This is a genomic window from Tenacibaculum sp. XPcli2-G, assembly GCF_024124505.1.
Lineage (GTDB): Bacteria > Bacteroidota > Bacteroidia > Flavobacteriales > Flavobacteriaceae > Polaribacter > Polaribacter mesophilus.
The window spans coordinates 409574-422465 of the sequence record NZ_JAMXSH010000003.1 but is presented as its reverse complement, the minus strand read 5'-3'; the positions used below and the strand labels follow the sequence as shown (position 1 = coordinate 422465).

Genomic DNA, 12892 nt, shown 5'->3' with positions numbered 1-12892 from the left:
CAAGGCGCCACGAAAATACTTCCCAAAAGATTTGCTCAAACCCATTCAAAACTAAAATGAGTAAATTAAAAATAGCCATACAAAAATCAGGAAGACTCAACCAAGATTCCTTACAAATTTTAAAAGATTGTGGAGTTTCTATTGATAACGGTAAAGATCAATTAAAAGCTTCTGCAAACAATTTTCCTTTAGAGGTTTTTTATCTAAGAAATGGTGATATTCCGCAATATTTAAAAGATGGAGTTGTAGATATAGCCATCATTGGCGAGAATTTATTAATAGAAAAAGGAGAGGAGATTCAATTTATAGAAAAATTAGGTTTTTCAAAATGTAAAGTATCCTTAGCAATTCCTAAAAATGAGAAATATACAGGAATAAACTATTTTCAGAATAAAAAAATAGCAACCTCATACCCGAATACAGTTTTAAAATTTCTAGAAAAAGAGAACATAAAATCACAATTACATATTATTAATGGTTCAGTAGAAATAGCTCCAAATATTGGATTAGCCGATGGTATTTGTGATATTGTTTCTAGTGGTTCAACTTTATTTAAAAACAATTTAAAGGAGGTAGAAGTTTTATTAAAATCAGAAGCAGTATTAGCGGTTTCTCCTCAAATAAAAGAGCAACAACAAGTAATACTTAACAAGTTACAGTTTAGAATTCAATCAGTATTAAAAGCAAGACAATCAAGGTATGTGCTATTAAACGCTCCGAATGAAAAATTAGAAACAATTATTAATATTTTACCAGGAATGCGTAGTCCAACGGTACTTCCTTTAGCTGAAGAAGGGTGGAGTTCTGTGCACTCTGTATTGAATAAAAATCAATTTTGGGAAATTATAGACGAATTAAAAAGTAATGGAGCAGAAGGTATTTTGGTGTGTCCAATAGAAAAAATGGTTGTTTAATAACAGAAAAGTAGCCAATAATTATAGCTAAAAACAATAAAAAGAAACAGATGAAAATTATAAAAAATCCAGGGAAAAAAACTTGGGAGTCACTGTGTAAAAGAGTTACTTTAAGTGAAAACAGTTTACAGGAAACAGTACAAACAATATTAAATGATGTAAAGCTTAATAAAGATAGAGCTTTAAAAAAATATACACAGTTATTTGATGGAGTGTTGCTAACCGAGTTAGAAGTTTCTAAAAAAGAGTTAGAAGAAGCACAAAACTTAGTTTCAGAAGAATTAAAATTAGCCATACAATTAGCAAAAAATAATATTGAAGCTTTTCACAACACACAAAAAGAAACACCTAAAAAAATAACAACAACAAAAGGAGTAACTTGTTGGAGAAAAAGTGTAGCAGTAGAAAAAGTAGGCTTGTATATTCCTGGGGGCTCTGCACCATTATTTTCTACTATTTTAATGTTAGGAGTACCAGCAAAAATAGCGGGTTGTAAAGAAATAGTATTGTGTACTCCAACGAATAAAGAAGGTAAGATTAACCCAGCTATTCTATACACTGCTTCTTTGGTAGGAGTAACTAAAATTTTTAAAGTTGGAGGAGCTCAGGCTATTGGAGCGATGGCGTACGGAACAAAAACCATTCCTCAAGTATATAAAATATTAGGACCAGGGAATCAGTTTGTGACTAAAGCCAAAGAATTGGTACAACAACAAGGGGTAGCTATTGATATGCCTGCAGGCCCTAGTGAAGTACTTGTAATTGCAGATAAAACATCAAACCCTGTTTTTGTAGCTTCCGATTTATTATCACAAGCAGAACACGGAGCAGATAGTCAAGCTATTTTAGCCACTACTTCTGAAAAAATTGCTCAAAATGTTATAACAGAACTAAACAAACAAATAGAAGAATTACCTAGAAAAGAATTAGCTAAAAAAGCAATAGGGAATAGTTTTGCAGTTGTTTTAAATTCTTCTGAAGAATGTATTCAGTTTAGTAATGAATATGCTCCAGAGCACTTAATTATAGCATCAGAAAAAGCTTCTGAATATATCGAAGGAATTGTAAATGCTGGTTCAGTATTCTTAGGAAATTACAGTTGTGAAAGTGCAGGTGATTATGCTAGTGGCACCAATCACACCTTGCCAACTAACGGTTATGCAAAAAACTATAGCGGAGTTTCGTTAGACAGTTTTGTAAAGAAAATTACTTTTCAAGAAGTAACTAAAGAAGGAATTGAAAATATAGGTGAAGCCATAGAATTAATGGCAGAAGCAGAAGGCTTACAAGCGCACAAAAATGCCATTACAGTTAGATTAAAAGAGTTAAATGGCTAAGCGTCATTTCGAATGAATATGAGAAATCTTAACCTTATTGAGTAACACCTCAAAATAGTTAACAATGAAAAAAATAAACTTAAACAAGATAGTACGCACAAACATTCAGCAATTAAAAGCTTATTCTTCTGCTAGAGATGAATTTAAAGGTGTTGCTGAAGTGTATTTAGACGCTAATGAGAATCCGTTTGGTACTTTGAATCGCTATCCAGATCCGCAACAAATAGCAATTAAAAAACGATTGTCTGAGATTAAAGATGTAAATGAGAATCAAATTTTTATAGGAAATGGAAGTGATGAAGTAATCGATTTAGCATTTAGAATATTTTGTAATCCGGGGAAAGACAAAGCCTTAACTTTTACACCTTCTTATGGAATGTATAATGTTTCTGCTGCCATTAATGATGTTGAATTGATAGAATTACCATTAACTGAAGATTTTCAGATTGATATAAATAGTTTGGAAACGTATTTAGATGATGAGGATTTAAAGTTGATTTTTATTTGTTCTCCTAACAATCCGACAGGAAACTGCTTTAAAGATGAAACAATTGAGTTTATTCTTAGTAAATTTAAAGGAATTGTAATTATTGATGAAGCTTATATTGATTTTAGCACTGAAGAGTCTTTTATAAATCAATTAAAAAATTATCAAAATCTAATTATAAGTCAAACCTTTAGTAAAGCATGGGGATTGGCAGGTGTTAGAGTAGGAGCAGCCTATGCTAGTAAAGAAATCATTGATATATACAACAAGGTGAAGCCTCCTTATAATATCAGTGCTTTAAATCAAGAAGCTGTACTTAATAAGCTAGATAACTTAGCACAGTTTGAGATTGAGAAAAATATCATTCTCAATGAAAAGGAAAAACTAGAAAAACAGCTACAAGAAATTGAATTGGTAAAAAAGATATATCCTTCTGAAGCTAATTTTATACTAATTGAAGTTACAAACGCTAATGAATTGTATAACTCATTAGTAGCTCAAAAAATTATAACTAGAAACAGGAATAATTTAGTAAATAATTGCATACGAATTACGGTAGGAAGCGAGAAAGAAAACAAGAAATTAATGACTGCATTAAAGGAATTGAGTGTTACACCTGATGAAGTTGAAAATTCATTTTAAATTTTAAAAAAACGATGAAAAAAATATTATTTATAGATAGAGATGGTACCTTAATTAAAGAACCAGCAGATGAACAAACAGATTCGTTTGAGAAATTACAATTCTATCCAAAGGTTTTTCAAGGATTGAGTAAAATAGCCAAAGAGCTTGACTTTGAATTAGTGTTAGTTACTAATCAAGACGGATTAGGAACAGAAGCATATCCAGAAAATACGTTTTGGCCAGTACATAACTTTGTGATGAACACCTTAAAAGAAGAAGGTATTGAGTTCGTAGAAGAAATCATTGACAGAACCTTTGCCAAAGACAACCAACCTACAAGAAAACCAAACACAGGCTTATTAACAAAATATTTCTCTAAAGAATATGATTTGAAAAACTCTTTTGTGATTGGTGACCGTTTAACCGATATAGAACTTGCTAAAAACTTGGGAGCTCAAGGAATTTACATAAATGATGAAACAAATTTAGGAACTGATGAAATTACTGTAAAAAGAGAGGAACTAGATGATTTTATAGTTTTAGAGAGTAACGATTGGAACACTATTTATGAGTTTTTAAAATTAGAAGAACGTTCAGCAACTATTGAACGTAATACAAATGAAACTCAAATTAAAATTGATTTGAATTTAGATGGAACGGGAAAAAGTACAATAAATACTGGTATTGCTTTTTTCGATCACATGTTAGATCAAATAGCGCGTCACGGTCAAATGGATTTAAACATCCAAGTAACAGGTGATTTAGACGTAGATGAACACCACACCATTGAAGATACTGCAATTGCTTTAGGAGAAGTATTTTATAAAGCATTGGGAAATAAACTAGGAATTGAACGTTACGGGTTTTGTTTACCAATGGATGATTGCTTAGCTCAAATAGCCATTGACTTTGGTGGAAGAAACTGGTTAGTTTGGGAGGCAGATTTTAAACGAGAAATGATAGGGAAAATGCCTACGGAAATGTTTTATCACTTCTTTAAGTCGTTTACCGATGGTGCTAAGTGTAATTTGAATATCAAAGCAGAAGGAACAAACGAACATCATAAAATAGAAGCCATTTTTAAAGCCTTTGCTAAGGCTATAAAAGTAGCAGTAAAAAGAGATGTAGATAAGATGATTTTACCATCAACAAAAGGAGTTTTATAACAATGAACAATAATCAATTATCGGTAGACAATAGTTAAAGAGAATAATAGGTAACTGATGATTGATAAATGATAATTGAAAAATATGATAGCTATTATAAAATATAATGCTGGAAATATACGATCGGTACAAAATGCACTAACTCGCTTGGGGTACGAAAGTATTATAACTGATAATCCAGAAGAAATACAATTGGCAGATAAAGTAATATTTCCTGGGGTTGGAGAAGCAAGTTCAGCAATGCAATACTTAAAAGAAAGAAATCTTGATGAGTTAATTGTTTCCCTAAAACAACCTGTACTAGGAATTTGTCTAGGATTACAGTTAATGTGCACATACTCAGAAGAAGGAGATACCGAATGTTTGGGCATTTTTGATGCGTGCACAAAACAATTTCCACCAAAAGAAAAAGTCCCACATATGGGATGGAATAACTTTTTTGAATTAAAATCATCTAAACTGTTTAAAAACATAGCTTTAGAAGACGATGTATACTATGTTCACGGATATTATGCAGAAGTATCTAAAAACACACTGGCAATCTGCGATTATATTCTTCCGTTTAGTACCGTTATGCAGCAAGATAATTTTTATGCGATGCAATTTCATCCAGAAAAATCAGCTGATGTTGGAGAGCAGTTATTGAAGAATTTTTTAGAGTTATAAAAAGAAATTAAAATGAGAATTATACCCGCAATAGATATTATAGAAGGAAAATGCGTCCGCTTGACTAAGGGCGATTATGATACCAAAAAAATATATAATGAAAGTCCGTTAGAAGTAGCAAAAGAATTTGAGGCAAACGGAATAGAATACTTACATGTTGTTGATTTAGATGGCGCAAAATCTAGTCGAATTATAAACCACAAAGTATTAGAGCAAATAGCAACGAAAACGAATTTAAAAATTGATTTTGGAGGAGGTCTAAAGTCAGATGAAGATGCTCGAACTGCATTTGAAAGTGGTGCAAACCAAATAACAGGAGGAAGCATAGCGGTAAAAAATCCAGATACATTTATTGGATGGCTTACTAAATACGGAAAGGATAAAATAATTTTGGGAGCTGATTGTAAAGATAGAAAAATAGCGACTAATGGTTGGTTACAAACCTCAGAAGTTGATGTTGTTGAATTTATAAGTGAATATCAAGAAATAGGTATTTTAAACACAATTTGTACCGATGTAGCTAAAGACGGGATGTTACAAGGAGCTTCTTTAGATTTATATTTAGAAATTTTGAGTAAAACTTCAGTCAACTTAATAGCGAGTGGAGGAGTAGCCTGTATCAATGACTTACATCGATTAAAAGAAATTGGTTGTGAAGGAGCCATTGTAGGAAAAGCCATTTATGAAGGAAATATAAGTTTAAAAGAATTACAAGAATTTATAAGTTAAAACATGTTAAAGAAAAGAATTATTCCATGTTTGGATATAAAAAATGGAAGAACGGTTAAAGGGGTCAATTTTATAGATATTAAAGATGCTGGAGATCCAGTAGAATTAGCAAAACAATATGTAAAACAAGGAGCGGATGAATTAGTATTTTTAGATATTACAGCTACTTTAGAAAATAGAAAAACCTTAGTTACATTAGTAAAAACAATTGCACGAGAGATTAATATTCCTTTTACTGTTGGTGGAGGTATTAGTACTGTTGAAGATGCAGTGGCGTTAATACAAGCTGGAGCAGATAAAGTAAGCATCAATTCTTCCGCAGTAAAAAATCCACAATTAATTACGGATTTAAAAAATCGGTTTGGGAGTCAGTTTGTAGTTGTAGCTATTGATACGAAAAATGTAAATGGGGAATGGAAAGTGTTCACCAAAGGAGGTACTTTTGAAACCGAATTAGAAACTTTGAGTTGGGCTACAAGGGTTGAAAAATTAGGCGCTGGTGAAATTCTATTAACTTCTATGAATAGTGATGGTACTAAAAACGGATTTGACATTGAAGTAACCAATGCAGTGAGTAAAGCTGTTAATATTCCTGTGATTGCTTCTGGTGGTGCTGGAAAAGTAGAGCACTTTATTGAAGTCTTTACCAAAACCCAAGCTAGTGCAGGATTAGCTGCTAGTATCTTTCACTTTGGTGAAATACCAGTACCCGTACTAAAAAACGAATTAAAAAAACAAAACATAGCTATACGATGAATATAGATTTTTCAAAAGGAAACGGGTTAGTTCCTGTTGTTATTCAAAACAATACTACTTTGCAGGTGTTAATGCTGGGTTATATGAATAAAGAAGCCTTTATCAAAACACAAAAAGAAGGAAAAGTTACTTTTTATAGCCGAAGTAAAAATAGACTTTGGACAAAAGGTGAAGAATCAGGAAATTTTTTATGGGTAAAAGATATTCAAATAGATTGTGATAATGATACTTTATTGATTAAAGTAACTCCAGAAGGACCAACCTGTCATAAAGGAACAACTTCTTGTTTTGGAGAAGAAACCTCTAAAGGCTTTTTATATTCGCTAGAAAATACTATTTCTGACAGAATAGATAATGATGTTGAAACTTCTTACACAAATAAACTTTTTAAAAAAGGCATTAATAAAGTAGCTCAAAAAGTAGGAGAGGAGGCAGTAGAAGTAGTTATTGAAGCAAAAGATAATAATGATGAGTTATTTAAAAATGAAGCAGCTGATTTACTATATCATTATTTAATTTTATTAAAGGCTAAAGGTTTTAAGCTAACAGATATTGAAAGTGTTTTGAAAAATAGAAATTAATAAAGTTAGTTAACATGTTACAACCTCCTTTATAGAAAGTTTATAAAGTCAACTATTAGGGAAGGTTATGTGCTAATATTAATTATAAAACTTATAATTATTCTTTTTAAAGTTAAGTAAGAAGAAAGATGTAGATAATAAATTATTAACTTTTAGATATTTAATACAGTTTAATTTTCTTAAAGACGATTTGAATAAAAAATGTTAAGGATGATAAGAAATATGAGAAATATTAATAATCGATTGTCTATTTTTACGGTATGAAAGAAGACTTACACCAACTGTTTACAGAGTTTCAAAATAGTATACAAAAAAACGATTTTGTAAAATTGACTTTAAGTAAACCAATTCGTAAAAGTGATGACTTGTCGAATGTATACGTTCGTCAAATAACGCTAAAAGGAGACGTGTGTTTTCAGTTTTTATATCGATATAAAACAAACGACCAAGCAAAAAATTATTCATTTGAAGAGAGTATAGAAGAATTAACTCTTTTACTTTCAGAAAAGTTTAGAGCGGCGACATTATTTACGTTGGAAAATGATTTATTAGTCTTTCTTTCTAAGAAGAAGAAAGTAAGCTATAAAACTACACAACCTAGTTTTAAAAATAAGTTACCGGAAACCCATGACAAACCCAAAGAGAAAAGAGCCAAAAACAGCGAGTATTTATATCATTTGGGAATAACTGATAAAGAGGGAAAGGTAATCCCCAAAATGGCGGATAAATACCGTCAAATTAATAAGTATTTAGAAATTATAGAAGCGCAAATACAATCGGTTAAGTTACCTAATCATATCAATATTGTTGACATGGGGTCAGGAAAGGGGTATTTAACCTTTGCTTTATATGATTATTTGGTAAATCAAAAAGGGTATACAGCTAGTGTTACAGGTATTGAATTGCGTGAAAGTTTGGTAAATTATTGTAATAATATTGCTAAAAAATGTGGGTTCAAAGGTTTATTATTTGTAGCACAACCTATTCAGGAGTATGACAATGATAAAATAGATATTTTAATAGCTTTACATGCTTGTGATACAGCTACAGATGATGCTATATACAAAGGGTTGGTTTCTAAAGCAGAGTTAATCATTTGTGCACCGTGTTGTCATAAACAAATCCGTCAGCAAGTAAAAGGAAAAGAGCAGGAGAGTCCTTTGTTAAAATATGGTATTTTTAAAGAACGTCAGTTTGAAATGGTTACTGACACCATACGCGCTTTAATTTTAGAGAAGAATAATTATACTACAAAAGTTTTTGAATTTATAAGCAACGAACATACACGTAAAAATGTAATGCTGATAGGTGCTAAATCATCTAAAAAGGTAGATGAAAAACGTATTGAAGCTAAAATTTCAGAATTAAAAGGAGCTTATCAAATAGAACAACACTATTTAGAGGGCTTACTATAACTTTTTATAATGAGTACATCTGTTAGTAATGTGTTTAAAGATCTTCAGTTAGAAAGTGAAGAATTAAAGGTAGTTGAGGATATTTTTTCAGAAGTAACTTATAAAAAAGGTGATACGATATTACATACTAACGAGAAAGTATACTATCAATATTATGTAATAAAAGGTTGTTTACGAACTTTTTTCATGGATGCTAAAGGAAAAGAGCATACCATACAATTTGCAATTCACGATTGGTGGATTAGTGATTATATAGGTTACTTTTCTGAATCAGAATCGATACTTGCCATTGAATGTATTACCGATGCTATTGTATTAAAAGTAGCCAAGAATGATTTAGATAATATTTATGAAAAAGTTCCTAAAATAGAACATTTTTTTAGAAAAAAGTTAGAGCGTTCAACAGTGCGATTTCAAAAAAGAATCTTAAATAATTTGGTGTTATCAGCTAAAGAGAGGTATCATTTGTTTTTACAAACCTATCCAAACATAGAGCAACAAATTAAAAACTATCATTTAGCATCTTATTTAGGAATAACAACCGAAAGTTTAAGTAGAATACGAAAAGATACATTATAAGCCTCTTTATTACCATACATCAATTTTTTTTTAACTTTCATGTTCTAATTTTGGAGTAACTTAAAAATATAAATAACATGAAAAAAGTAGTATTTGTACTAACTAGTCATGAAGAGCTAGGAAATACAGGAGAAAAAACAGGTTTTTGGATTGAAGAATTTGCAGCGCCTTATTATCTATTAAAAGATAAAGGAGTGGAAGTGACTCTAGCATCTCCAAAAGGAGGACAACCACCAATTGACCCTAAAAGTAATGAACCAGATTTTCAAACACCAGCAACACTTCGTTTTAATAAAGATGAAGAACTTCAAAATGTCATAGCGAACACTACAAAGTTAAGTGATATTAGTGAGGCTGATTATGATGCTATTTTTTATCCAGGAGGACATGGACCTTTATGGGATTTAGCTGAAGATAAACATTCTATAGCTTTAATAGAAGCTTTTTATACAAACGATAAGCCAGTTGGTGCTGTTTGTCATGCGCCTATAGTATTAAAAGAAGCACAAGTAAATGGAGAGCCTTTAGTTAAAAATAAAAAAGTAACTGGTTTTTCTAATACAGAAGAAGAGATAATGCAATTAACTTCAATTGTGCCATTTTTAGTAGAAGATGAGCTAAAAAACAAAGGCGGAATTTATAGTAAAGCAGGAGATTGGCAAGAATATGTTATTGAAGACGGAAATTTAATTACAGGACAAAACCCAGCTTCATCAGAGTTAGTAGCTGAAAAATTACTAGCAAAATTATAATTATTGTAAGAGATAATATTAAAATAAAAATCGGGTAAAAATATTTTTACCCGATTTTTATTTTTTAGGTATAAGTAAAAAGGTTTTATTGTACATTTAACGCCTAAGAATAAAAAAATGAAAGAATCTAAACCACTAATTATAGCGGCTTTTATTGCTATTTATGTCATTTGGGGATCCACTTATTTATTGAATAAAATTGTTGTTACAGAAGTATCTCCGTTATTATTAGCGGCCATTCGTTTTTCTATATCGGGAGCATTAATTATGTTAATAGCTAAGTTTTTAAAAGTACCTATTACAGTAACCAAAAAGCAACTTTTAAACTCTGCGATAGCAGGCTTCCTTTTTTTAGTATATGGAAATGGAATGTTTGTTTGGGCATTAAAGTTTGTTGATAGCGGTTTTGGAGCGTTATTAGCGGCAACACAGCCATTATTTGTATTATTACTACTACGTTTAATTGATGGAAAAAAGATGCAACGACAATCAATTATAGGAGTAGTTTTAGGGATTATAGGAATGTATTTATTGGTTAGTCAAAATGAAATAACAACTTCAAAAGATATGCTAATAGGAATTTTTATGATTTTTTCTTGTGTTTTAAGTTGGAGTTATGGTAGTGTATTTGTTTCTAAAGCCAAACTTCCTAAAAACTTTTTTGTAAGTACAGGTTACCAAATGCTTTTTGCAGGTGGCTTACTTTTTACTGCATCTTTATTATTAGGTGAAAACTGGTCTTCTCCCTTGGATTGGTCTTTTAAAGCGCAAGGAGCTATGTTTTTATTAATAGTTTTTGGAAGTATTGTAGCTTTTACATCTTTTAACTACTTGTTAAAAATTGTTCCTACAGAAAAAGTATCAACATCAGCGTATGTAAATCCTGTCGTAGCCTTGTTTTTAGGATGGTATTTTTTAGATGAAACCTTAACAACACAATCGGTAATAGCGTCTATTGTATTATTATCAGGAGTTTATTTTATTACATCAAGAAAACGAATATCAAAACTTAAAGTAACTTCTAAACCACAAGAAGTATAAACTTCCATTAACAGGAGTATTTTAGTAGTGTTTTAAGCATAGTAATTATATTCCTTTACCTGATAAATACATAACTAGTTCTCCTGTATCATGTCTTATTATTACGATAGTTTTTCTTGTGCCAACTTTAGTTGGTGTAAATACTAGATTGAAATAAGTACCTTTTCTGCTAATACTTGTTCCTATGGACAATCCTTCAATCCTAAAATCTTTAGGATTATCTCCTTTAAGAAGTATTTCAGTTATCCTTGTATCTACATCACATACATTTGAAAGTTTAAATTCTGACTTTTTACTTGTGTGTATTTTAGATTCTAGTTGAAAATAGTCGAGAGAAACTTCATTAGCTTCAACACAAGTAATGGGCTCATCACCCTTAAAACAAGAAGAAAAAAAAGTTATGATGAAAAGTAGTAAGAGAAATATATTTGAATTTTTCATGATTTTTTAGCAGCAAATTTAATAAGTAATTTGAAATACACTAATTATTCCACCAAACTATAAAAAACTTAAAAAGTTCGCCGTTTGGTTTCTTTAGCCAACAAAGAGGAGTATTTTCTTCATTTAAAAATTGTTGAAGTTTATTTTGAAAGGTTTCAAAAGTTAACCAGTCAATATTTGAATGTGGATTTACTAACCAGTTATGTTTATTAGGAATATAGAATTTACAATCTGAGAATTGTGGTAATTCTTTCGGGTAAATATAAAAACCATAGATACACTCATTATTTAGCTGTTTGATTTTTTTTCCGAAATCCTTTAGAGGAACAAACAATTGTGCTTTAAAATATACTTGTTGTATTATTTCATCTATAACCAACTTTAATTTATCTAAATAAGTTTTAGTATGATTAGAATAGAGTAGTGGTAATTGTTTTTCTTGAAGTTTTGTTAGCTTTTGAATAAGAGAATCGCGTCGATTTGGGCCAATCCAATGTTCAATTTCAGAGTTTCCAACAGAAACATCATATAAGTAGAACTTATATATAATTTCTAAATGAATTGATTCTTTATCCTTTAACAATAAACAATCTAACTCTCCTACAGTAATTTTTTTATTTTGAATTTGAATGTTCTCAGCAAGGATTGATACAGAACTATTTTGATTTAATTCAAATGAAACAAAACGTTCAACCAATTTACCCAAACGTAGTTTTTGTTTGATTTCTTCATTAAACGAGATTGTTTTAATTTTTAATATGGAGAATTGTTCTAAATTAAAAACACCTTTTCCATGCCATAGAAAAGGTGTTTTTAAAAATCCTTCATATTGTAATTGTAAGTCTTTTTGTTTTAGGGACATAAAAGATTTACTCTTTAATTCCTAGTTTATCTAATACCAATTTAGTGATATCAAAACGTTCATCGATATAACCAAATTCGTTTCCAGTAGTAGTTAAAATATGTGTATAACCATTAGTTTTTGCTACTTCAGCTATTACTTCGCTTAGTTTTTTATATAGTGGTCTTAAACTCTGCTCTCTTTGCACTTGCATCATAGCTGATCCATTCTGACGAAATTTACCCATTTCTTGTTCAAGAGTTCTTAATTCTTGAATTCTAGTTTTCTTATCATCATCGGTCATTAGTTTTTCTTCTGCTTTAAAAGAATCAACTTTTGTCTTATATTCTGTAGCTTTTATTTGAAAACTAGAGTCTAGTTTTTTACCATAATTTTCTACTCGTTGTAAGACCCCTTTCATTTGAGGCATTTTACTAATGACTAATTCGCTATCTACCGTTCCTACTTTGGTTTGTGCATTTGAAAATCCTATAAAAAATAAAGTTAGTATAAAAGTGATTTTTAGTTTCATGTATTTCTGTTTTTTGACAAATATAAAAAAG

At 30.4% G+C, this 12892-nt stretch carries 15 protein-coding genes; 12 read left to right on the top strand and 3 right to left on the bottom strand.

Annotation, left to right across the window (positions count from 1 at the left end):
- The first annotated feature begins 56 nt into the window (after positions 1 to 56).
- The 12 genes from hisG to NH341_RS09690 all read left to right on the top strand — a co-directional run bounded on the left by hisG (position 57) and on the right by NH341_RS09690 (position 11047).
- A complete protein-coding gene (hisG, locus tag NH341_RS09745) occupies positions 57 to 914 on the top strand; it encodes an ATP phosphoribosyltransferase (RefSeq protein ID WP_159491203.1) in 858 nt (285 codons plus the stop codon).
- Positions 915 to 964: 50 nt separating this feature from the next.
- Complete coding sequence (hisD, locus tag NH341_RS09740; RefSeq protein ID WP_253056664.1) at positions 965 to 2251, top strand: histidinol dehydrogenase; 1287 nt, start codon at positions 965 to 967, stop codon at positions 2249 to 2251.
- A 64-nt stretch (positions 2252 to 2315) separates the two neighbouring features.
- Positions 2316 to 3380, top strand: coding sequence for a histidinol-phosphate transaminase (gene hisC, locus NH341_RS09735; protein ID WP_253056662.1), 1065 nt, complete (start codon positions 2316 to 2318; stop codon positions 3378 to 3380).
- A 14-nt stretch (positions 3381 to 3394) separates the two neighbouring features.
- Positions 3395 to 4528, top strand: coding sequence for a bifunctional histidinol-phosphatase/imidazoleglycerol-phosphate dehydratase HisB (gene hisB, locus NH341_RS09730; protein ID WP_253056660.1), 1134 nt, complete (start codon positions 3395 to 3397; stop codon positions 4526 to 4528).
- An 84-nt stretch (positions 4529 to 4612) separates the two neighbouring features.
- Positions 4613 to 5194 (top strand): imidazole glycerol phosphate synthase subunit HisH, encoded by a 582-nt coding sequence (gene hisH / locus NH341_RS09725; RefSeq protein WP_253056658.1) that lies wholly within the window; start codon positions 4613 to 4615, stop codon positions 5192 to 5194.
- Positions 5195 to 5206: 12 nt separating this feature from the next.
- Complete coding sequence (gene hisA, locus NH341_RS09720; RefSeq protein WP_047788896.1) at positions 5207 to 5923, top strand: 1-(5-phosphoribosyl)-5-[(5-phosphoribosylamino)methylideneamino]imidazole-4-carboxamide isomerase; 717 nt, start codon at positions 5207 to 5209, stop codon at positions 5921 to 5923.
- Positions 5924 to 5926: 3 nt separating this feature from the next.
- Entirely contained in the window at positions 5927 to 6679 is a 753-nt protein-coding gene (gene hisF / locus NH341_RS09715) for an imidazole glycerol phosphate synthase subunit HisF (protein WP_253056656.1), read from the top strand.
- The gene (hisIE, locus tag NH341_RS09710; RefSeq protein ID WP_253056654.1) at positions 6676 to 7260 is read left to right on the top strand and encodes a bifunctional phosphoribosyl-AMP cyclohydrolase/phosphoribosyl-ATP diphosphatase HisIE; all 585 of its coding nucleotides are present in this window, start codon (positions 6676 to 6678) and stop codon (positions 7258 to 7260) included. The genes hisF and hisIE overlap by 4 nt, the downstream gene beginning before the upstream one ends.
- 260 nt (positions 7261 to 7520) lie before the next feature.
- Positions 7521 to 8675, top strand: a complete 1155-nt coding sequence (locus tag NH341_RS09705) for an SAM-dependent methyltransferase (RefSeq protein ID WP_047788893.1) — start codon at positions 7521 to 7523, stop codon at positions 8673 to 8675.
- Between the two features lie 9 nt (positions 8676 to 8684).
- The gene (locus tag NH341_RS09700) at positions 8685 to 9254 is read left to right on the top strand and encodes a Crp/Fnr family transcriptional regulator (RefSeq protein ID WP_159491189.1); all 570 of its coding nucleotides are present in this window, start codon (positions 8685 to 8687) and stop codon (positions 9252 to 9254) included.
- A gap of 77 nt (positions 9255 to 9331) precedes the next feature.
- Positions 9332 to 10006 (top strand): type 1 glutamine amidotransferase domain-containing protein, encoded by a 675-nt coding sequence (locus NH341_RS09695; protein ID WP_159491187.1) that lies wholly within the window; start codon positions 9332 to 9334, stop codon positions 10004 to 10006.
- Between the two features lie 117 nt (positions 10007 to 10123).
- Positions 10124 to 11047, top strand: a complete 924-nt coding sequence (locus tag NH341_RS09690; protein ID WP_173360940.1) for an EamA family transporter — start codon at positions 10124 to 10126, stop codon at positions 11045 to 11047.
- A gap of 45 nt (positions 11048 to 11092) precedes the next feature.
- Here the strand turns inward: NH341_RS09690 and NH341_RS09685 are convergent, their stop codons facing one another.
- From NH341_RS09685 to NH341_RS09675, 3 genes are read right to left on the bottom strand one after another with little or no spacing between them, the layout of a single operon-like run.
- Positions 11093 to 11488, bottom strand: a complete 396-nt coding sequence (locus NH341_RS09685; protein WP_173360939.1) for a hypothetical protein — start codon at positions 11486 to 11488, stop codon at positions 11093 to 11095.
- Positions 11489 to 11528: 40 nt separating this feature from the next.
- Positions 11529 to 12350, bottom strand: coding sequence for a DUF1853 family protein (locus NH341_RS09680; protein WP_239179626.1), 822 nt, complete (start codon positions 12348 to 12350; stop codon positions 11529 to 11531).
- A 7-nt stretch (positions 12351 to 12357) separates the two neighbouring features.
- Positions 12358 to 12861: an OmpH family outer membrane protein gene (locus NH341_RS09675; protein ID WP_253056652.1), complete on the bottom strand. Its 504-nt coding sequence runs from the start codon at positions 12859 to 12861 to the stop codon at positions 12358 to 12360.
- Positions 12862 to 12892 lie beyond the last annotated feature (31 nt).